The sequence below is a fragment of the Curtobacterium sp. Arg-1 genome (assembly GCF_025643395.1).
In the GTDB taxonomy this organism is placed as follows: Bacteria; Actinomycetota; Actinomycetes; order Actinomycetales; family Microbacteriaceae; genus Curtobacterium; species Curtobacterium poinsettiae.
The window spans coordinates 475018-495063 of sequence record NZ_CP095731.1 but is presented as its reverse complement, the minus strand read 5'-3'; the positions used below and the strand labels follow the sequence as shown (position 1 = coordinate 495063).

At 70.9% G+C, this 20046-nt stretch carries 17 protein-coding genes; 7 read left to right on the top strand and 10 right to left on the bottom strand.

Features of this window, described 5'->3' with window-relative positions; translation table 11 throughout:
* The first annotated feature begins 69 nt into the window (after positions 1-69).
* Genes MXD64_RS02465 through MXD64_RS02455 form a run of 3 tightly spaced genes read left to right on the top strand, consistent with a single transcriptional unit; the run spans position 70 to position 3469 of the window.
* On the top strand, positions 70-1479 hold the full coding sequence (locus MXD64_RS02465; RefSeq protein WP_214562262.1) for a polysaccharide biosynthesis tyrosine autokinase: 1410 nt from the start codon (positions 70-72) through the stop codon (positions 1477-1479).
* Complete coding sequence (locus tag MXD64_RS02460) at positions 1479-2555, top strand: polysaccharide pyruvyl transferase family protein (protein ID WP_263137085.1); 1077 nt, start codon at positions 1479-1481, stop codon at positions 2553-2555. Before MXD64_RS02465 ends, MXD64_RS02460 begins: the two co-directional genes overlap by 1 nt.
* Positions 2552-3469, top strand: coding sequence for a glycosyltransferase family 2 protein (locus tag MXD64_RS02455; RefSeq protein ID WP_263137084.1), 918 nt, complete (start codon positions 2552-2554; stop codon positions 3467-3469). Before MXD64_RS02460 ends, MXD64_RS02455 begins: the two co-directional genes overlap by 4 nt.
* Before the next feature lie 48 nt (positions 3470-3517).
* On the opposite strand, the gene MXD64_RS02450 is transcribed toward MXD64_RS02455, so the two are convergent.
* Positions 3518-5170 carry a GH39 family glycosyl hydrolase gene (locus MXD64_RS02450; RefSeq protein ID WP_263137083.1) on the bottom strand — a complete coding sequence of 551 codons (1653 nt, stop codon included), beginning with the start codon at positions 5168-5170 and terminating at the stop codon, positions 3518-3520.
* Between the two features lie 154 nt (positions 5171-5324).
* Between MXD64_RS02450 and MXD64_RS02445 the strand changes: the two genes are divergently transcribed.
* Both MXD64_RS02445 and MXD64_RS02440 read left to right on the top strand, forming a co-directional pair.
* Positions 5325-6392, top strand: a complete 1068-nt coding sequence (locus MXD64_RS02445) for an acyltransferase family protein (RefSeq protein ID WP_259575625.1) — start codon at positions 5325-5327, stop codon at positions 6390-6392.
* 9 nt (positions 6393-6401) lie between these two features.
* Entirely contained in the window at positions 6402-7589 is a 1188-nt protein-coding gene (locus tag MXD64_RS02440) for an ankyrin repeat domain-containing protein (RefSeq protein WP_194590389.1), read from the top strand.
* 106 nt (positions 7590-7695) lie between these two features.
* On the opposite strand, the gene MXD64_RS02435 is transcribed toward MXD64_RS02440, so the two are convergent.
* The 7 genes from MXD64_RS02435 to MXD64_RS02405 form a co-directional block, all read right to left on the bottom strand.
* The gene (locus tag MXD64_RS02435; protein WP_411512262.1) at positions 7696-8892 is read right to left on the bottom strand and encodes a glycoside hydrolase family 1 protein; all 1197 of its coding nucleotides are present in this window, start codon (positions 8890-8892) and stop codon (positions 7696-7698) included.
* A gap of 24 nt (positions 8893-8916) precedes the next feature.
* Positions 8917-9789, bottom strand: coding sequence for an alpha/beta fold hydrolase (locus MXD64_RS02430; RefSeq protein WP_214585083.1), 873 nt, complete (start codon positions 9787-9789; stop codon positions 8917-8919).
* The gene (locus MXD64_RS02425; RefSeq protein ID WP_263137082.1) at positions 9786-11591 is read right to left on the bottom strand and encodes an ABC transporter ATP-binding protein; all 1806 of its coding nucleotides are present in this window, start codon (positions 11589-11591) and stop codon (positions 9786-9788) included. The genes MXD64_RS02430 and MXD64_RS02425 overlap by 4 nt, the downstream gene beginning before the upstream one ends.
* Positions 11588-12535 (bottom strand): ABC transporter permease, encoded by a 948-nt coding sequence (locus MXD64_RS02420; RefSeq protein WP_042538639.1) that lies wholly within the window; start codon positions 12533-12535, stop codon positions 11588-11590. The genes MXD64_RS02425 and MXD64_RS02420 overlap by 4 nt, the downstream gene beginning before the upstream one ends.
* Positions 12532-13512: an ABC transporter permease gene (locus MXD64_RS02415; RefSeq protein WP_017886395.1), complete on the bottom strand. Its 981-nt coding sequence runs from the start codon at positions 13510-13512 to the stop codon at positions 12532-12534. The genes MXD64_RS02420 and MXD64_RS02415 overlap by 4 nt, the downstream gene beginning before the upstream one ends.
* Positions 13509-15284: an ABC transporter substrate-binding protein gene (locus MXD64_RS02410; RefSeq protein WP_263137081.1), complete on the bottom strand. Its 1776-nt coding sequence runs from the start codon at positions 15282-15284 to the stop codon at positions 13509-13511. The genes MXD64_RS02415 and MXD64_RS02410 overlap by 4 nt, the downstream gene beginning before the upstream one ends.
* Positions 15285-15490: 206 nt before the next feature.
* Positions 15491-16636 carry a LacI family DNA-binding transcriptional regulator gene (locus MXD64_RS02405; RefSeq protein ID WP_017886397.1) on the bottom strand — a complete coding sequence of 382 codons (1146 nt, stop codon included), beginning with the start codon at positions 16634-16636 and terminating at the stop codon, positions 15491-15493.
* A 182-nt stretch (positions 16637-16818) separates the two neighbouring features.
* Here MXD64_RS02405 and MXD64_RS02400 point away from each other — a divergent pair, with 182 nt between their 5' ends.
* A complete protein-coding gene (locus MXD64_RS02400; RefSeq protein WP_017886398.1) occupies positions 16819-16968 on the top strand; it encodes a hypothetical protein in 150 nt (49 codons plus the stop codon).
* A 66-nt stretch (positions 16969-17034) separates the two neighbouring features.
* Here MXD64_RS02400 and MXD64_RS02395 read toward each other — a convergent pair whose 3' ends face one another.
* Positions 17035-17736 carry a GntR family transcriptional regulator gene (locus MXD64_RS02395; RefSeq protein WP_235045662.1) on the bottom strand — a complete coding sequence of 234 codons (702 nt, stop codon included), beginning with the start codon at positions 17734-17736 and terminating at the stop codon, positions 17035-17037.
* A 95-nt stretch (positions 17737-17831) separates the two neighbouring features.
* Here MXD64_RS02395 and MXD64_RS02390 point away from each other — a divergent pair, with 95 nt between their 5' ends.
* The gene (locus MXD64_RS02390; protein ID WP_017886400.1) at positions 17832-19040 is read left to right on the top strand and encodes an MFS transporter; all 1209 of its coding nucleotides are present in this window, start codon (positions 17832-17834) and stop codon (positions 19038-19040) included.
* Between the two features lie 57 nt (positions 19041-19097).
* Here the strand turns inward: MXD64_RS02390 and MXD64_RS02385 are convergent, their stop codons facing one another.
* On the bottom strand, positions 19098-19940 hold the full coding sequence (locus MXD64_RS02385) for a formate/nitrite transporter family protein (protein WP_111022711.1): 843 nt from the start codon (positions 19938-19940) through the stop codon (positions 19098-19100).
* Between the last annotated feature and the right edge of the window lie 106 nt (positions 19941-20046).

The window sequence follows — 20046 nt, the reverse complement described above, 5'->3', positions numbered from 1 at the left end:
CTTGGTTGCGTAATATTTCATATCAACTACTATGAGTATCACACATCGAAACCCGAAGGAAAGGCTCGGATGACACTCGCGCAGTTCATCGACGTGCTCCGGCACCGCTGGATCTCCATCGCCGCGGTGCTGCTGCTCGCGACCGGACTCGCGGCGGCCTTCTCCGCGGTCCAGGCACCGCAGTACCGGGCGACGAGCGAGGTGTTCGTGTCCGTGGCAGGCGGGGCCTCGGTCACCGACCTCAGCCAGGGCAACACCTTCTCGGCCGCCCGGGTCAAGTCGTACGAGGCGCTGGCGGTCACGCCCCAGGTGCTCGGACAGGCCGCGAAGCAGCTCGGGCTGCCTGGCGGCGGCGGCCTCGGGCGGGTGGTCACGGCGGAGTCGAAACGCGACACCGTGCTCATCGCGATCAGCGCCACCGACGAGTCCCCGTCGCAAGCCGCCGCCATCGCGAACGCCGTCACGGAACAGCTGGTGAAGGTGGTCGAACAGGTCGAGAACGAAGCGGCCGCCACCGATGGCCTCGTGCACCTCAGCGTCTTCCAGCCCGCAACCGCTCCGAGCACGCCGTTCTCACCCCGACTGGCCGTCAACACCGCCATCGGTGTGCTCGCCGGACTCGCGCTCGGCATCGCCCAAGCCGTGCTCCGCGAGGTCCTCGACACCCGCCTCCGCTCGTTCGAGGCACTGCGCCGGCTCACCCACGCGAGCGTGCTGGGCGAGTTCCCCCTGGACGAGACCATCGCGAACGAACCGCTCGTGTCATTCGGCAACCGCTACAGCACGCGAGCCGAGGCGTTCCGCCAGCTCCGGACCCACCTGACCTACACGAACCTCGACGGGGACGCGCAGAGCATCGTCGTGACCAGCGCGACGCCGGGCGAGGGGAAGTCCTCGACCGCCGTGAACCTCGCGCTCATGCTCGCCCAGAACGGCTCGCGCGTCGTCCTCGTCGACGCCGATCTCCGACGACCGACCACCGGCACCTACCTGGGCATCGAGAGCCGCGTCGGACTCTCCACGGTCCTGACCCGGCAGGTCGCCCTCGACGACGCCGTCCAAGAAGTCGGCGCGGACTCCCCCCTCCACGTCCTCGCCGCGGGGCGCGTTCCGCCGAACCCGAGCGAACTCCTGAGCTCGAGCCGCATGGTCGAGCTGGTCCGCGAACTCGAGTCCCGATACGAGTACGTCATCGTCGACGCACCTCCGATGCTCCCGGTGACCGACCCCGCTGTGCTGGGCGCGATCTGCAGCGGTGTCCTGCTCGTGGTGAGCGTGGACGGGCGGACCAGACGCGCGGACTTCACGGCGGCAGAGCGCACCGTGACCCAGGTCGGCGCCCGCCTGCTCGGCCTCGTCGTGAACCGTCTACCGGTGCAGCGTCGCGCGAAGACCTACTACAACTACGAGCCGTCGGCACCGGTCAGCGAGAGCCCTCGTCGATCGTCGCGAGCTCGTCGCACCGCGGAGGACCACTGATGAAGCCGCCCACACGCCGTTCCCTCGTCTACCTCGGGTGGCAGGGGAACGCCAACTTCGGCGACGACCTGCTGTACGAGACCTGGCGCGCTGCGCTCGACGACCCCCTCACGGTCCAGGCACCGCTCAACGCACGCGACTACCTCCGGACGGCGCCACGATTCGGGGTCGACCGGCTCCGCACGCTCGGCACGGAACGGGTCGTCCTGCTCGGCGGCGGGACGTCCGTCGGGTTCGCGTCGTGGGCCGAGCACGCACGGCTGGCGATCCGCAACTTCGGAGCGGACGGGCTGATCGGTGTGGGTCTCGGAGCGGCGTCGGCATCGGACACGTACTCGCTGGCGCAGCAGCGGCAACGCTGGGAAGCCTGGCGCACGCTCCAGCGGCTGCACATCGCCGGCGTTCGCGGTCCCCTCACCCAGGACGAGGTCTCCGCGCACCTGATGCCCGTCGACATCAGCGGTGACCCGGCGCTGCTCTACCCCCTCGTCCGGCACGTGCCCAGGCCCACCCGGGCTGCTCCGCGCATCGGCGTGAGCCTCGGGTCCGATCCACACTCCCGCTTCGACGTCGCCACCGTCGCCGCGGCCGTCGACGAACACGCACGTGACACCGGTGCGACCGAGGTGGTCGCGTTCGCCCTGTCGGCAGCCGACCAGGACGCCGCACGCCAGCTCGCAGGCCGTCTGACGACGGCGTCGGTCGTCCACGCCTCCACGGACGTCGCTGCGACGATGGCCGCGATCGGCGGTTGCGACCTCGTGGTGTCGGAACGGCTGCACGGAGCCGTCGCCGCGGTGTCGCTCGGCATCGCGACGGTCCCGCTGTCCTACGCCTCGAAGTGCGACGACTTCTGGTCGAGCGTCACCGGCCGTGCCGCCCCCGTCACGGTGGGCCACTCGGCGGACGACCTGGTCGACGCGATGCGCGCGGCCGAACAGGAGCGTGCGGGCATCGCCGAACGGGTCCGCGAACTGCAGGACCGCTTGCAACGGATCCGGGGCGAGCTGCTCGCCTGGAAGTCGGGGACGTGCTCGACGTCGGACCTGCTGACGACGAGCACGGTGTCGAAGTGAACGCCGTCACCGGGCCCGACCACCGCTTCCACCTGGTCATCTCGACGATCCGCTCGCCCGAACACATCGAACGCTGCCTCGACTCGATCCGCCGAGCACGTGTGCCGGTCTTCGTGACCGTGGTCGAGCAGCGCCCGAAGCCGGACGCGCTGCCGCTCCTGCGGGACCTGATCGAGGCCGGTCACGCCGAACACGTGCACGAGCCCGTCGTCCGTGGTGTCAGCCGTGGCCGGAACCGCGGGCTCGCCACGATCCGCGGGGACATCGTGGCGTTCCCCGACGACGACTGCTGGTTCGACGACGGTGTCCTCGAACTCCTGTCCGAGCGGATGGACGGTCGGGACCTCGACGGAGCAGCGATCCCCTGCCGTGCGAGTGACGACAGCGGCACGATGCTCCGCTGGCGTCGACGAGCATGCCGGGTCACGAGCTGGCGGGTTCCCCGGACGATCGTCGCCGCAGGCATCTTCCTGCGGCGAGAACTGCTCGAGACGCACGGGCTCTTCGACGTCGCCCTCGGGACCGGTTCGGCGACGCCGTTCGGTTCGGGCGAGGAGAACGACCTCGTCATCCGCGCACTCCGTCGCGGTGCCCGCATCGCCTACATGCCGGACGTGGCCGTGCGGCACGGCGACTTCCGGCACGACGGCATGACGGACGAGACCCTGGCCAAGGTGCTGCGGTACAACCGGGGGTTCGGGCGGGTGCTCCGGAAGCACCGGCTCCGCGGCCAGGCGGCTTACTGGGTCACCCGGTCGATGGCGGCCGTCCTCGTGGCACGGATCAAGCGGGACCACGATGCGACCCGGTTCCAACAGGCACAGCTCCGTGGCCGGTGGCAGGGGTGGCACGGAACCGACGACCACGGCGTGCACCACGCGTTCGACTGCGCCACGACGCCGGCACACGGATGACGCGAGTGGCCCCGCGGAGCACCAGGTGCACCGCGGGACCGCTCGGAGTCACTCGTCCCAGACGACGAACCGCGGGATCCACTTCGCGGACATGTCGAGCTTCCCGGCGGTGCCCCGCACGGCCTTGTCGGACCCGGTGGGTTCGACGATCCGGCCCGTTCCACGGAGTGAGACGCGCACGGACGTCGACAGGTGCTGCGCTTCCGACTGCCAGACGACACGGGCGTGGTGCTTGCCGTCCGGCGAGGTGAACCGCATGTGGCGGACCGGACCGATCCGGTGCTCCGCCACGTACCGCTTGCCGGCGAGGACCCGCTGCATGGTCGCCCAGGCCGCGGCGGAGGGCTTCGGCTCGTAGCCGCCGTCGGCGTTGCCGAGCAGACCGAACGTCCGTGCGGTGCCGTTCGCCAGGGCGGGCTCGGCCATCTCGAACAGGAAGAGCCGCTCGACGCCGTACTGCGCGGCGATGGCGTAGGTGCGCAGGACGTAGGCGGTCTGGTCCTCCGGTCGAACCCAGCCCGGTCCGGCGAACTGGGTCGGCCATCCGACCTCGGTGATCCAGATCGGCAAGGCGCTGCCGTCTGGGCGCGGGTACCGGTCGGCCGTCGTCCGGAGCCACGCGAGCGCGTCCTCGATGCACGGATTGGTCGGGACGCAGGTCTCGGGACCCCACGGGTTGCTGTACGGGTGGATGCTGACCGCGTCGACGTGGTCGGCGCCGCCGAGGCGGAACCACTCGCCGATCCAGGCGCGCTCGTCGTCGGACACCGCGTTCTGGGTCGGCCCGACGATCGTCGCCGCCGGGTCGGTGGCACGGATGACCTGTGCTGTGACCCGTGCGAGCTCGATGTATGCGGCGGGCGTCGCGGGCAGCACACCGTGGTTGTTGGTCCACTCGTTCCAGACCTCGTAGGACAGATCGGTGTCCGGGTGCCGGTCCCGCATGTGGGAAACGGTCTCCTTGACGTACCGCTTCCACGCGGCGGCCTGGGCGGGTTTCGAGACGTCCGGTGGTGCCATCGGGTCGTTCGTGTACGCGACGTTGCCGTAGTCGAGGACGAAGAGTGGGCTGACCCCCATGTCACGCACGACCGGGTCGATGCGGGCGTCCGTCGCCGTGAAGTCGAACCGTCCGGCGACCTTCTCGACCGCGCTCCACTGCAGGTCCTGTCGGTAGCTGCCGGCACCGAGTGCGGCGAGTGAGGGCAGCGCGCTCGCCACGGGGTTGACGCCGAGACCGAAGTACGGGTCCGAGCCGACCGGACCGGCGATGGTCCGCACGAACCGGGTCGACGCGGAGGTCGCGCCCGGCGTCTGCACGGTCAGCCGGTAGGTGCCGGACGGCAGGGCGCTCGTGGGGTGCACCTCGACCGATCGGGTCCCCGCCCGACCGGTCCCCGAGTCGACGATCGTCCCCGTGGTGTCGTTGACCCGCCAGGTGACGTCCGCCGCACGCTCCACGCCGTCGACCGTGAACCGGGGGCGATCGTCGGGTCCGAACAGACCGCTCCCGCCGACCGGTCGGATCGTCGGCGTCGTCGAGGCCGTCGACGTGGTGCCCCGTGCGGACGAGGGCTGGGCGTGCTCGGACAGGATCGCCGCGAGGACGACGCCCGTGACGGCAGCTGCGGTGAGGCCACGGCGGCGGATGGAGGGGGGACGGGGGGCGGGGCGGCCAACGGAGGGCCCGACGTGTTCCATCGGGCCATCATCGACAGCACGGACGGGTGCTGGCGAGCAATCGGAATGCACGGCACCTGCGATGCGATGCGATCGGCTCGACCACGCTGCGAAACACGGAACTCGGAGTGCGAACTGCTGGCGATCGGCGAACCCGCCCGCCCACAGTTGCTCGATGCCAGCCGAACGACCGACCTTCACCGGCGTCCAGGTGCTGCGGTTCGTCGCCGCGCTCCTCGTCGTGTTCTCGCACCTGCCGACGTACCTGCACGCCCGTCTCGGCACACCCCTGGTCGACATCCCCGTCGGCCAGGTCGGGGTGACGGTGTTCTTCGCGATCAGCGGGTTCGTCGCGGTGCTCGTGACACAGCGGACCCCGAGGCCGACCTGGCGTGGGTTCCTCCGCCGTCGGCTGGTCCGCATCCTGCCGCTCGCGTGGGCGGTGATGACGATCAAGCTCGTCACGCTGCTGGTCGCCCCACAGGCCCTGGAACGCGCGGCCACGTCACCGACGTACATCGTGTCGTCGTACCTGTTCCTGCCCGGCCGCGGCCCGAACGGCGTGGTCGAGCCGTTCTTCACGGTCACCTGGACGCTGTCGTTCGAGCTGCTGTTCTACGTGGTCGTCACGATCGCGCTCGCCACCCGCTCCGACCCCCTGCGGCTGGCGTCCGTCGTCTTCGTCGGGCTCGCGGTCGCCTCGGCGTTCCGCGGGCCGGACGGGTGGCCGACCTGGCAGTTCCACGCGAACCGCATCGTGCTGTGCTTCCTGGTCGGCATGGTGATCGGCCGGTGGGCACTCGACCGCCGCACCCGGCTGGCACTGCTCCGGACCGCGGCGATCACCACGATCTGGCTCGTGGTGGGCACCGTCGCGGGCGCGTCCGTGCCGAGCCTGCTGCTGTTGCCGCTCGCGGCCGCGGCCCTGGCGACGACGGTGGTGGGTGAGCCGCTCCTGCGTCGGTGCACCGGCACCGTCGGGCGGACGCTGGGCGATGCCTCGTACGCGCTGTATCTGACGCACCCGATCCTCGCACCGGCGACGGTGGCCGTGGTCGCCGCGGTCGTCTCCGGCCCCGCAGCGCCGATCGTCGCGGGCATCGCCACGCCGGTCGCCGCCGTGGCCGCCGCGGTCGTGGTGTGGTTCGCGGTCGACCGTCCGGTGATCCGGCGGCTCCAGCGTCGTCGGACCGCACCACCACGGACCCCACGGGCCGCGAGGCACCGGCTACCCGCCGGGTAGTGTCGTCCCGTGCGATGGAGTCGAGTGAACTGGCCCTCCGTTGGCTACGTCTCCCTCGAGGACTTCGACGGCCAGCGCGAACACGTGACCCGGTTGCTCGAGGACGCCCCTCCCACGGTCGCCGCGCTCCTGACGGTCAAGTGGACCGACTCGCGGATCGAACGATGGGTCGTGGAGTCCGCCGACGCCGTCGTCGACCCGGACGCCGACGAGGACGACGTGACGACCCCCGTCGATCTACCGGGCCACGGTGTGCCCGACCCGGTCGTCGTGCACGCGGACATCGTGGTCCGCAACGACGAGGTCCTCGACACCCCGAGCGGCCTGTGGCGCCGCTGGAACCACGCCAGGGTGTCGCTCCGGCTCCGGGATGCCGTCATCGACCCGCCCGGGGTCGATCCCGCAGCACTGCTCGCCGGTGACGCGCACGTCGCCCGGGGCGAGCTCGAGTACCTGAACGAGCACGACGCCTGGGAACTCCGGCTGCTGATCTCCCCCGTCGGCGAGGTCGCGATCCGGTTCCGTGGTGTCCGGGTGGCGATCCGGAGCGTCGCCGAGTCCGTGTACTCCGGCCTGGAGTCGCGCCCGGCACGCGGCTGGCACGGCCCGGTGCCGGACGGCTGGGTGGAGTGGACGACCGAGGTGGTCCGGGCCGCGGCCTACGGCGACCTCGGCGGACTGCACCTGGCCGACGACGCGAGCGACGTCGACGACGTCGACCCCCGCTGGGGCTTCGCCCCGCTGCACGCCGCCGCGTGGTTCGACCACCCCGAGATGCTCGAGGAGCTCCTGCGCCGCGGTGCGACCCTGCAGCTCGAGGACACCGAGGGACGGACGCCGCTGACGCTGGCGATCGACCGCGACGCGCGACGGGCGGTCGACGTGCTGGTGGCAGCGGGTGCCGACCTGGAGGCCCGTGACGGCGACGGCAACACCCCGATCATCCGCGCCGCGTGGGGTGGGCACGCCGCGATCGTGCGTGCCCTCGCCGCCGCGGGTGCGGACACCGCGGCGCGCGGCTCACGTGGCGCGACGCTGCTGATCGCGGCCGTCGACTCCGGCGACGTCGAGACCGTCCGTGCGGTGCTGGCGCAGGGCGTCGACCGCGATGCCGTGGACGACGAGGGCTCGACCGCTGCGGACCGCGCGGAGTTGCTCCGCGAGACGGCCGTGGCCGACCTGCTCGCGGCTGCCTGAGCGCGGTCCGCACCACGGCCCGTGGGCCGACCCGCGCCGGACGTGACGAAGCGCGGCGGACGGGAGCAGGGCCTCCCGTCCGCCGCGCGCTCGCGGGTCGACCGTCCTAGACGGTGACCTGCTCGACGGCGTTCGCCTGCGCGACGCGCCCGTACCAGCGGGCGGAGTCCTTCGGCGTGCGCTCGAAGGTCTCACGGTCCCACGCGACCAGCCCGAACGTCGGCCGGAAGCCCGACGCCCACTCGTAGTTGTCGAGGAGCGACCAGTGCTGGTAGCCGAGGACCTCGATACCGTCCTCGATGCAGCGGTGGATGCCCTCGAGGGCGCCCTGCGTGTACGCCTGCCGACGGCTGTCGTCGGCGGTGGCGATGCCGTTCTCGGTGATCATCAGCGGGACGCCGCCGGAGAGCCCCCACGCGCTGCGGAGCCCGTCGGCCGAGGCTTCGGGGTAGAACTCCCAGCCGGTGAGGGTCGTCTCGACGTCGTCGGACACGGGCAAGGGCCCGTCCGGACCGATGAACGTGCGCGTGTAGGCCTGCACGCCCAGGAAGTCGTCGCCGGCGGCGTTCTCGAGGTACCAGTCGTCGCGCGGGTACCCGTACTCGCGGAGCATCGTGTCCGCGCCCGGCTCACCGTTGGACTTGAATGCCTGCGTCGCGATGGTCCACCCCGACCGGAGGCCCGACACCTGTGACAGGACCTCGCGCGACCGCTTGTGGCTGGCCAGCAGGGCATCGGCGACGCCCAGGTCCGGGTTCGGCAGGCCGAAGGCCACCAGGTTGGCCGCGTCCTCGCCGCCGGCGAGCATGGCCGCGATGTTCGGCTCGTTGATCGTGCAGACGTAGCGGACGCCGTCCTGCACCACGGGGAGCGCGGCCTCGGTGTAGCGGGCGAACAGGTCGGCGGCATCGGGGGCGCGCCAGAAGCCGTCGCGTTCGAACCAGCGCGGCACGGTGAAGTGCATGAGGGTGACGATCGGCTCGATGCCGAACTCGTGGCAGGCGTCGACCATGCGGCGGTAGTGGTCGACCTCGGCGCGGCTGACGAACCCGCGCTCGGGCTCGATGCGGGCCCACTCGATGCTGAACCGGTACGAGTTCAACCCGAGCTCGGCGGCGATGCGGATGTCCTCGCGGTACCGGTGGTAGCTGTCCGCCGCGTCACCCGAGGGCTCGACGATGGTGGTGTCCGGCTCGTGCTCGTGCACCCACCAGTTGCTGTTGACGTTGTTGCCCTCGATCTGGTGGGCGGCGGTGGCGGCGCCCCAGAGGAAGCCGTCGGGGAACTGCAGCGTGGAGATGATGGTGCCTTTCAGTGCGTGTTCGAGTCAGTGCTGGCTCAGGAAGGCGTCGAAGACGGCGACCGTCCCGAGCGGGTTCTCGACCTGGGGGCCGTGGTAGCTCGCGGGGATGACGACGTACTCGGCGCCGGTCTGCTCGGCCATCGCCCGCTGCCACGGGATCGGCCAGGCGTTGTCCCACTCGCCGTGGGCGACGAGGACCGGCAGGCCCGTGGCGCGCAGGGCGTCGGAGGCGTCGGTGTGGTCCTCGAGGATGTGGCCACCGGCGACGACGCTGAGCGGGCTCGTCGCGTCGAAGCGGTCGCGCACCATCCGGACGTCGTCGGGCAGCTCCTCGTCGGGCCGGTACGCCCAGAGCGGGTTCGACGAGTCGAACAGCTGCCGGAGGTTCCCCCCGGTGTCGTGCAGGATCGTCAGCTCGGCGACCTTGCGGTACGGCCACCCGTGCGGGCCGGAGCAGAACTGCACGACGTCGCGGAACGCCGTCGGGTCCTGCAGCGCGGCCGCCCGGACGATCACACCACCGAGCGAGTGCCCGACCAGGTGCACGGGGGCGCCGTCGTCGAGCAGGCGCGCGACCCGGACGACGTCGGCCGCTTCTTCGTCGAGGGAGTAGTCCCGCGGCTCGGTAGGCGCGGCCGAGTCGGCCTGACCACGCCGGCTGATCGCGACCGCGGTCCACCCGGCGTCGCGGAGGACGGGCAGGAACGTGCGCCAGTCCTCCTTCGAGCCGGTGTACCCGGGGACGATGAGCACAGTGCCCTTCGACACCCCCGCGGGCACGATCCGGTAGGCCGTGAGCCGCCCGACCGGGACGTCGATCCCGACGACGTCGACGCCGTCCGGGGTGGGCAGGTGCCCGAACGGCGGGACCGTCGGGAAGTCGTGCAGGGTGGTCATGGTCGTCCTTCCGAGAGCGTGCGGCGCGGGTTCGGCACGGCGTCGAGGAGGGCGATCGTGTACGGGTCCTGCGGGTCCTGCAGCACCTGGGCCGTGTGACCCCGCTCGACCACGGCGCCCTCGTGGAGCACCATGATGTCGTCCGTGATGAGCCGCGCGCTCAGCAGGTCGTGCGTGATGTAGAGGAGCGAGACGCCCCACTGCTCGCGGAGGTCCTCGAGCAGTGCGAGCACCCCGGCACGCAGCGTCACGTCGAGCATCGACACCGGCTCGTCGGCGATGATCACCTGCGGGTCGCTCGCGAGTGCCCGGGCGATCACCACGCGCTGCCGCTGCCCGCCGGAGAGCTGGTGCGGGAGCTTCTGGGCGAACTGCTCGACCGGGGTGAGGCCCACCGTCTCGAGCAGCTCGAGCACCCGGCGCCGGGCATCACGGCCGGTCAGCCCGGTGTAGTTCGCGATCGGCCGGGACAGCGTGTACTCCACCGTGTGCAGCGGGTTGAGCGCCGAGTACGGGTCCTGGAACACCATCTGCACCTCGGAGCGCAGGTCCCGCAGGCCGCGCTTGCCGAGGCGGGCGACGTCGAGGTCGCCGAAGCGGACCGTGCCGGTGGTCGGCTTCTCGACCCCGGTGAGCAGCTTCGCGATGGTCGACTTGCCCGAACCGGACTGGCCGACCAGGGCGAGCGACTGCCCGGGTTCGAGGGTGAACGACACGTCGCGCACGGCCTGCACCGGCTGCTCACCGCGGCGGGGCGCCGGGTAGGTCTTCACGATGTGGTCGACGACGATCGGGTTGCGGGCGGCGCTGCGCTCGCGGGACCCGACGGTGCTGAACGACGAGGTCGTCTCCTGCCGCTTCTCGCCGGCCTCGGCGCGGAGCGAGCGGTCCGGGAAGCCCGGCAGCGACACCACCTCGGCGCGGGGGTCGGCGTAGTGCGAGAGCAGCATCTGCGTGTACTCGTCCTGCGGGTCACGGAGGATCTCGCGGGAGCCGCCGTCCTCGACGATGCGGCCCTCGTGCATCACGAGGACGCGCTCGGTGGCCTCGAGGACGATGCCGAGGTCGTGGCTGATCAGGATCGCCGTGAAGCCCTCGGTGCGCTGCAGCTCGATGATCGTGTCCATCACGGCGTGCTGCACGAGCACGTCGAGCGCCGTCGTCGGCTCGTCGAACACCATGAGCTGCGGCTCGAGCGAGAGCGCCAGGGCGATGGACACGCGCTGCCGCATGCCGCCGGAGAGCTCCCCGGGGAACCGGGCGAGCATCGAGGTCGGCAGCTTCACCTTCTCGATGAGCTCCTTCATCCGGGCGTCCCAGCGGTCGCGCGACACGTGGCCGTGCGCCCTGAAGACGTCGATGAAGTGGTTCCGGATCGTGCGCACCGGGTTGAGCGCGTTCATGCCGGACTGCAGCACCATGGCGAAGCCGCCCTGCCGCTGCTGGCGCAGGGCTTCGTCGTCGAGGTCGCGGATGTCCTTGCCCGCGAAGACGATGCTGCCGCCGTTCGTGCGCGCCGGCGGCTTCTGCAGCCGGGTCAGCGCGTAGCCGAGCGTCGACTTGCCCGAACCGGACTCGCCGACCAGGCCGACGAACTCGCCCTTCTGTAGCTGGAACGACACGTGGTCGACGGCCTGGACGGCGCTCTGACCGGCCGATTCGTAGACGACCGACAGGTCGCGGACGTCGAGCAGGACGGAGGCGTCGCCTTGGTCGTGACGGGCGTCGGACTGGAGGCCCGTGGCGGCGCCGGTGGGCGCCTCCAGGCCGTCTGCCGTGTGCGTTTCTGGCAAGCCGCTCATGCGCGCTTCTCCTTACGGGGCCGTGCGCCGTCGCGCAGCCGCGGGTTGGACACGGCGTCGACGCCGAAGTTGATCAGGGTGAGGCTCATCGCCAGCAAGGCGATGCAGAGACCCGGCGCGAAGAGCAGGATCCACTGCCCCGTGAGGAGCGCGTTCGAGTTCTGCGCCCAGTAGAGGATCGTGCCCCAGCTGACGATCGACGAGTCGCCGAGTCCGAGGAACTCGAGGCCCGCCTCGGCGAGGATGGCGCTGGTGGCGGCGCCGAAGAAGCTGCCGACGATCAGGCTCGTCATGTTCGGCAGGATCTCGCGGAACACGATGCGGGTCGCGCCGTCACCGGAGAACTGGGCGGCGGTGACGAAGTCCCGGCCGCGCAGCGACTGCGTCTGCGAACGGAGCACACGCGCACCCCACGCCCAACCGGTCACGACGATGACCGCGATGATCACCGCGATGCCGCCGTTCTGCAGGTAGGCGGCGATGACGATCATCAGGGGCAGACCCGGGATGACGAGGAACAGGTTCACGATGAACCCGATGACCTCGGCGATCCAGCCGCGGACGTAGCCCCAGCTGAGGCCGATCGCGACGGCGACGAGCGTGGACAGGATGCCCGCGACCGCGCCGACCATGACCGAGATGCGAGCGCCGTAGATGATCTGGGACAGGACGTCCTCGCCGGCGGCGGTGGTGCCCATCCAGTGGTCGGGCGTCGCGTCGGCGGACCGGGCGAAGCCGTTCTGGCTGGCGCCGTACGGGGCCAGGAGCGGGGCGAAGACCGCCACGAACACGAAGACGCCGAGGATGATGATGCCGATCCGGGCCTTCTTGTTCGACCAGACGACGCCGAACTGGCGGGCGGCGGCGCGGAGCTTGCTCGGCGCCTGCTGTTCTTCGTTGGGTGCGTTCTCTTGTGTGCGCACCGACACGGTTGCGTTGGTCATCGACGCGTCCTCGGGTCCAGAACGCCGTACATGACGTCCACGATGAAGTTGGCGATGAGCACCGACACGGTGATCATCAGGAAGAGGGCCTGCATGAGCGGGTAGTCCTGCCCGATCACGGCGTTGAACAGCAGGTAGCCGATGCCCGGGTAGCCGAAGACCTGCTCGACCAGGACGGAACCGCCGACCACGCCACCGAGCGCCAGACCGAAGCCGGTCAGGTTCGGCAGGATCGCGTTGCGGGCCGCGTAGCGGATGGCGACGGTGCGTCCGCGGAGGCCGTTGGCCTCGGCGAAGGTCACGTAGTCGTCACCGAGGGTGTTGATCATCGCGTTGCGCATGCCGATGATCCAGCCGCCGAGGCTCGTCACCAGGATCGTGACCGCCGGCAGCACCGCGTGTTGCAGGGCGTCGCCGAAGAAGGCACCGTTCAGGCCGGGCGTCGTCGTGGCCGAGTAGGCACCCGTGGTCGGGAACCAGTGCAGCACGTAGCCGAGGAAGAACAGCAGCAGCAGGGCGGTCCAGAAGTACGGGAACGTCGACATGAAGCTGCCGGACAGGGTCGGGAGCGAGTCGAGCCAGGTGCCGCGCTTCCACGCGGCCGCGACACCGATCAGGGTGCCGAGGACGAACGCCAGGATCGTGACGACCCCGACCAGGATCAGCGTGTACGGCAGGGCCTTCGACACGAGGTCGCCGACGGGCTGCGGGTAGAACGTGTAGCTCGTCCCGAAGTCGAGGGTGATGACCTGGTGCAGGTAGCTGACGTACTGGTCCCACAGGTTGCCGGTCGGCACCCCGAGCTGGGCCTCGATGGCCTTCTTGGTGGCGTCGGTGACCGGACCGTTCTGGCTGAGCTTGGCGAGTGCGGCGTCGGCCGGGCTGCCGGGCATCAGGCGCGGGAGCACGAAGTTCAGCGTCACCGCGGCCCAGAGGGTCAGGACGAAGAGGACGAGTTTCTGGAGGATGTACTTCACTTCTGGTCCTCCTGCGCCTTCTGCTCCTGCAGGATCTGCTTGCCGGCGGCGCTGTCGCGCAGCCGGAGCTTCGTGAAGATGAGCAGCGGTGCCGAGTCGTAGTTCTGCGGTGCCATGTAGGGGTCCTTCGCACTCGGCCAGCCGACGAACTTGCCGGTGTTGAACAGGCCCCAGAGCCCGCCGTAGTACATGCCGATGACGGGGAGCTCGTCGTACACGGTCTGCTGCAGCTGGTCGAGGATCTCCTGCTGCTTCGCGGTGTCCGTCGTCGCCTTGTACTCGTCGAGGAGCTTCTGGGTGTCGGCGTTCTTGTAGCGCTCGTAGTTGTTGACGGTCGACTTGCCGACCGGCTGGTAGAACTCGGTGCTGAGCAGGGAGTTGAACGCCTGGTAGACGTCACCGTTGCCCATGCCGCCCATCGCCATGTCGAACTCGCCGTTGTTGATGTTCTGCTGGTAGCCGGCGGGCTGCGGCGCCTGGATCGTCACCTTGATGCCGATGGCGGTGAGTTCGCGGCGGACCTCCTGCGCGGCGCGGAGCCAGTCGGAGTAGCCGTTCGCGGTCATGATCGTGATCGCGAGCTGCTTGCCGTCCTTGACGACCTTGCCGCCCTGCACCGAGTAGCCGGACTTCTCGAAGCTCGCGAGCGCCGCCTTCGTGTCCTGGGTGATCATGCCCTTGTCGGGGATGTCCGGGTTGAGGTAGCGCTCCTGGTTCGGCAGGATCAGGCCGGTCTGGCCCGCCGCCGACAGGTTGCCCTCGGACGCGGTCTCGGCGATGGCGTCACGGTCCAGCGCGAGCGAGATGCCCCGGCGGACGTTGACGTCGCTGTACGGCGCCTTCGTGAGGTTCGGGATGAGGCCGATCACACCGCCGGCCGGGAACCACCACTCGTTCGTCTTCGACGCGGCACCCCAGGTGCCCTTGACGTCGGAGATGAACGAGTACGCCCAGTCGTAGCCGCGGGTGACGGTGTCGAGCTGGGTGTTCGTCGCCGGCAGGATGAGGTGCTTGATGGCGATCTTGTCGGCCTGCCAGCATTTCGGGTTCTTGTTCATCGAGTACTGCTGGTCGGTGTAGTTGCCGAGGACGAACGGACCGGTGCCGACCGGGTTCGGGTCACGCCAGGTCGTCGGGTCCTTCACGCCGCCCCAGTGGTCCTCGCCCAGGATGTACGTCTGGCCGATGATCGTCAGGCTCGGGACGTCCTCGCTCTTGAGGTGGAAGACGACGTGGTCACCGTCCTGCTCGATGCTCTTGATGTGCTGCCAGGCGCCCTTCACGTCCATGGCGGGGAACTTCTTGAGCAGGTCGAAGGTGAAGACGACGTCCTTCGCGCTGAAGGGCGAACCGTCGGACCACTCGACACCCGAGCGGATCGTCATGTCGATGGTCTTCGCGTCGGGCTGGCTCCACGCGCTGGCGAGCCACGGGTTGCGCTTGCCGTCGAGGGGGTTCACCTCGATGAGGGGCTCGTACATCCACTTGGAGGCCGTGCGGGCGTTCGCGATGTACGGGTTGAAGTTGCGGTCGAACAGCGGGTTGCCGCGGTCCGCGTTGATGAGCATCGTGTCCTTGCCGATGGTGGGATCGGGTTCGGATCGGACCTGGATGCTGCAGCCGGTGGCCACGAGGGCCACTGCGGCGAGGCCGGCGATGGCCGCGACGAGGCGGCCTCGGCGGCGTGGGCCTGGGTCACGCGTGCCGCGCGTGCGCTGTGGGGGAAGCGTCATTGCTCGGTCGACCTCCATGTCGATTCGGTACGTGCTCAATGTATGCGCTTACATCGCGGCGTGCAACCGCAGGTGTTGTTTCGCGGGGCGGCGCACGGTGCGAGGTGCGCCGACTGGTGCGAGGTTGCCCGCTCCGTGCACTGCTCCGGGCTCGCACGGGGCGCCGAAGGTCGCACGGGATGCGCAACGCCGCACGGTGCGACCTCGCGACCTTGCGACCTTGCGACCTCGCGACGGCACGCACGCTACAGCGCGGGCGGGCAGCTCTCGCGCAGCAGCACCTCGACGGGCAGGCGCACGGCGCGCGGCGGCCCCTCGCGGCGCTCCAGCCGGTCGACGATCGCCAGGACCGCAGCACGACCGAGCGCCCCCATCGGCTGGTGCACCGTGGTCAGGCGCGGCGACGAGAACCGACCGGCGTCGATGCCGTCGAACCCCGTCACGACGAGGTCCTCCGGCACGCGGAGCCCGCGGGCAGCGGCGGCGTCGAGCACCCCGAGCGCGGACTGGTCGTTCGAGCAGACGACGGCGCGGGGGACGACGTCGGACAGCAGCGACACCGCGAGCTCCCGCGCCCGGGCCCTGCCGAAGTCACCGTGCACCGTGCGCACCGCCGAGGCCGGCACCCCGTGGTCGGCCAGCGCTGCCCGGAACCCCGCCGAGCGCTCCATGTCGTCGGGCGAGTCGATCGGGCCCGCGACGTACGCGAGGGACCGGATCCCCAGACGCCCGATCACGTGCGACGCCAGGGTCCGCATGCCCGCGGCGTTGTCCACGCTCACCGAGTCGAACCCGTGCGAGCGCCGGTCGTCGGCGAGCACCACCACCGGGATGCGTCGGGCGACGTGCTCGAGCAGGTCGTCGGGCACCGTCTGCGCCAGCACGGCGAGCCCGTCGACCCGGCCGGCGACGTCGTTCACGATGACGTCGCGCGACGACCCCCGGCCGGCGGCGACCATGAGCGCGAGACCACGCTGCCAGGCCTCGGTCTCGGCGCCGCGCAGGACCTCGTCGAAGTACAGGTTGGACGAGAACGGCTGGGTCACGTGGCGTCGGTCGTCGACCACGCGGACGCCACCGTCGGTGACCAGGTCCGGCCGCTCGTCGGGCACCACGTCGAAGCCGGGCAGCAGCAGTCCGACGACGCCGGTGCGTTTGCCGGCGAGGGCCCGGGCGTTGCCGGACGGGACGTACCCGAGGCTCCGGATCGCTGCCTGCACGCGGTCCCGGGTGCCCTCGCGGACGGCGTCGGGCGTGCGGAGCACGCGCGAGACGGTGGCGATGGAGACGCCGGCTGCAGAGGCGACGTCGTAGACCGTGGGAGGTGCGGTGCGCTGGTCGGCCAACCCGTGCCTCCCGTCCGACGTCCGCTGGTGCCGCGCCTCGACCATGCGGCCGGACCATCCTAGGCATGCCCCGTACCGGGAGTTCTCCACACGGCGCCGGAAACGCTTGCGGGACAGCGGGTGTCGCGCGACACTGTTGCGACCTCAGTACGTCCCGTGAGGAAGCGCACCGGCGGGCCGCGGGCCCGCACCGACCAGGTTGCCCACACGCAGGGGAAGGACACGACATGTCACAGTCGACACGTTCCGGGAGCAAGCTCGCACTCCGCGCGAGCCACGACGAGGCCGAGGTGCGCGACGCGCTGCTCGAACGCACGGATTCGATCCGCACGTTCGACGACGCCGACGCGTCGCCCGAGTCGGCGGACCGCCCCTAGCGGCGCACGCCGGGTCTCCCCCGCCACGGCCAGGAGGCCCGGCGCACCGCCCACGCGCCGCTCGCGTCAGCGCTCGGTCGCGCCCACGATCGTCATGCCCGCCCCGCGCAGGCGTCGGCGCTCCTGCGCGATCCAGCTCAGCAGTCGGTCGTTGGTGCCGGCGACGTGGGCAGCCACGAGCTCCGCTGCACGGTCGGCGTCGCCGTCGCGCACGGCGTCGATGATGGCGCTGTGCTCGTCCCATGCGGCGTCGCGCGCCTCGGGCGTGCGGACCTCGATCCAGCGCGTGCGCTCGAGTCGGGTCAGGGCATCGGCGATCGCATCGGTGACGAACCGGTTGCCGCCGAGCGCGGCGAGGTCCAGGTGGAACGTCGACCCCATCCGGATGCCGGCCTGCTGGTCGGGGGTGGGACGGAGGGTGTCGAGGTGCCCGCGGACCTCGGCGAGCTGCTCGGCGGTGGCGCGCTCGACGGCGAGCCGTGCGGCGGCGGGTTCGAGGATGCCGCGGAGTTCGGCGAGCGAGGCGATCTCGTCGAGGTCGATCGGGGTGACCGTCCACGAACGGCCCTCGTGCAGGATGAGCCCCTCACGCTCGAGCCGCGACAGTGCGGCGCGGACGGGCGTGCGCGAGGCGTGGAACCGTGCTTCGAGCCCACGCTCCGAGATGCGCTCCCCCGGTGCGATGTCGAGGGTCAGGATGGCTGCGCGCAGGTTGTCGTAGAGCTGGGCCGTCTGCGACACGGGTGCGTCGTCGGTCGGGTCGGTCACGGCGGACAAGCCTAGCGGCGGAGCGGCCGGAATGGTATACCGTTGTGGTATACCAATTCGTTCCGTGCTGGAACCACGACGAACGGCCGAGACGCATGCCCACGACCGACGCCCCGCAGCGATCCACCACGACACCACCGGTCTCCGCCCGCGCCTGGACGATGCTCGCCCTCGGGGTCGCGGCCCAGGCGGCGGGGACGCTCGTGGTGTCCGCGCCGGCGCTCCTCATCCCGCACCTGCTCAGCCGCGGGACGTCCCTGCCGGCCGCCGGGCTGCTCGCCGCCGCTCCGACGTTCGGCATGGTCCTGACGCTCATCGCGTGGGGTGCGATCACCGACCGGTTCGGCGAGCGCATCGTCATCGCCGGTGGGCTCGTGCTCACCACACTGACCGTCGTCGGCGCCTGGCTGGCCGCGGGCGACCCGGTGCTGCTCGGGCTGGCGTTCCTGGCCGGCGGCATGACGAGTGCCTCGACGAACGCCGCGAGCGGCCGGGTCGTGGTGGGGTGGTTCCCGAAGGAGCGCCGCGGGCTCGCGATGGGCATCCGGCAGATGTCGCAGCCGCTCGGGGTGACGCTCGCCGCGGTGACGGTGCCGCAGCTGGCCGAGGGCTCGGGGATCCGTGCGGCCCTGGTCCTGCCGATCGTGCTGTGCGCCGTGCTCGCGGTGTGCTGCGCGATCGGGATCTCGGACCCGCCCCGTCCGACCCGTGCCGCGGTGGCCACGGCGACCGCCAACCCCTACCGCTCGAGCGGGTTCCTGTGGCGGGTGCACGCGGTGTCGGTCCTGCTCGTGGTGCCGCAGTTCACCCTGTCGACGTACGGGCTCGTCTGGCTCGTGGGCCTCGGGTGGTCGACACCGGCGGCCGGCCTGCTGGTCGGTGCCGCGCAGTTCGTCGGGGCGATCGGCCGGATCCTGGTCGGTGGCTGGAGCGACCGGGCCGGGTCGCGCGTCGGCCCCCTGCGGATCGTCGCGGTGAGCGCGGCGGTGGTGATGGCGGTGCTCGCGGTCGTCGACGCCACGCACCTGGCCGGGGCGGCGGTGTTCCTGGTGCTCGCGACGAGCGTGACGGTCGCCGACAACGGGCTGGCGTACACGTCCGTCGCCGAGGCGGCGGGGCCGTTCTGGTCGGGGCGGGCGCTCGGGGCGCAGAACACCGGGCAGTTCATCGCGGCGAGCGCCGTCGGTCCGGGCATCGGCGCCCTGGTCGGCGCGCTCGGCTTCGCGGCGTCGTTCGGCATCGTGGCGGTGCTCCCGCTGCTGGCCGTCCCGCTGGTGCCCCGCCGAGACCGCTCCCACGACTGACCGTCCGCGCGACGCAACGCGATCGACCCCCTCCGTCCGCTCCGCCCCTCGCGCTCGTCAGCCCTGTTCGTGGTCCGCACGCTCGGGGTCGTCCTGGGATTCCCGGCGGCGGTCCTGCATGAGCTCCTTCGTCCGGAGCAGACGCAGCGCCGTCACGAGCACCAGCCCACCGAGGACGTTGAACAGCAGCGTGTACCCGAACCAGCCGAGCCACTGCCCGTAGGTGATGTCCGCGCCCGACTGGATCGCACCGAAGACGAGCAGCGAGTCGAGGATCGAGTGGAAGAGCTGCAGCCCGGCGAGCAGGAAGCCTCCGGCCACGGCGGCGACGAGCTTCGCGGGGTCCGAGTCGGTGCCCTGCTGCATCCGCGTCATCAGGGTGATGGTGCTGCCGCCCAGGACCGCCAGCACGATGCTCTGCAGTCCGAACGGCGCGTCGACGTAGTGGTGCGCCGACTCCGAGAGCGTGGCGTGCCACTGCGGGAACGCCTGGACGACGAGCCACATGAACACCCATCCCCCGGCCAGGTTCGCCACGAGGGTGCCGCCCCACAGTCGCACGAGCTGCAGCACGGTCCCCTCGCGGGCGACCACGGCCGCGACAGGCATCAGGAAGTTCTCGGTGAAGAGTTCGCTGTGCGCCAGGTGCAGCGCGATGAAGCCGATGCCGAAGGCCAGCCCGGCGAGCAGGTGGCTGTCGGTCTCGGTGAGCACCGCGAGGTACGCCATCACCCCGAGACCGACCTCGAGGCCGCCGAAGAACCCCGTGACGAGGACGGCCCGGGTCGTCCGTTGCAGCCGCTCCGCACCCTCCTCGATGGTCGCGTCGAAGGACTCCGCGAGTTCGTCCTCCACGGGTGCGTCGCTGGTGCCGAGCTCACGTCGGCGGTCGTCGGTCATGTCCGGGACGCTATACGCGGCCGTCGTGGCGGCCCGCAGGATCGCGCCGAGACGGACGGGAGGCCCGGTACCAGCTGGCACCGGGCCTCCCGTCCGTCGTCCGGTC

Coding starts and splice junctions, on each gene's coding strand:
- MXD64_RS02465 (WP_214562262.1), top strand. CDS start 70: ATGACACTCGCGCAGTTCATCGACGTGCTCCGGCACCGCTGGATCTCC.
- MXD64_RS02460 (WP_263137085.1), top strand. CDS start 1,479: ATGAAGCCGCCCACACGCCGTTCCCTCGTCTACCTCGGGTGGCAGGGG.
- MXD64_RS02450 (WP_263137083.1), bottom strand. CDS start 5,170: ATGGAACACGTCGGGCCCTCCGTTGGCCGCCCCGCCCCCCGTCCCCCC.
- MXD64_RS02445 (WP_259575625.1), top strand. CDS start 5,325: ATGCCAGCCGAACGACCGACCTTCACCGGCGTCCAGGTGCTGCGGTTC.
- MXD64_RS02430 (WP_214585083.1), bottom strand. CDS start 9,789: ATGACCACCCTGCACGACTTCCCGACGGTCCCGCCGTTCGGGCACCTG.
- MXD64_RS02425 (WP_263137082.1), bottom strand. CDS start 11,591: ATGAGCGGCTTGCCAGAAACGCACACGGCAGACGGCCTGGAGGCGCCC.
- MXD64_RS02420 (WP_042538639.1), bottom strand. CDS start 12,535: ATGACCAACGCAACCGTGTCGGTGCGCACACAAGAGAACGCACCCAAC.
- MXD64_RS02405 (WP_017886397.1), bottom strand. CDS start 16,636: ATGGTCGAGGCGCGGCACCAGCGGACGTCGGACGGGAGGCACGGGTTG.
- MXD64_RS02400 (WP_017886398.1), top strand. CDS start 16,819: ATGTCACAGTCGACACGTTCCGGGAGCAAGCTCGCACTCCGCGCGAGC.
- MXD64_RS02390 (WP_017886400.1), top strand. CDS start 17,832: ATGCCCACGACCGACGCCCCGCAGCGATCCACCACGACACCACCGGTC.
- MXD64_RS02385 (WP_111022711.1), bottom strand. CDS start 19,940: ATGACCGACGACCGCCGACGTGAGCTCGGCACCAGCGACGCACCCGTG.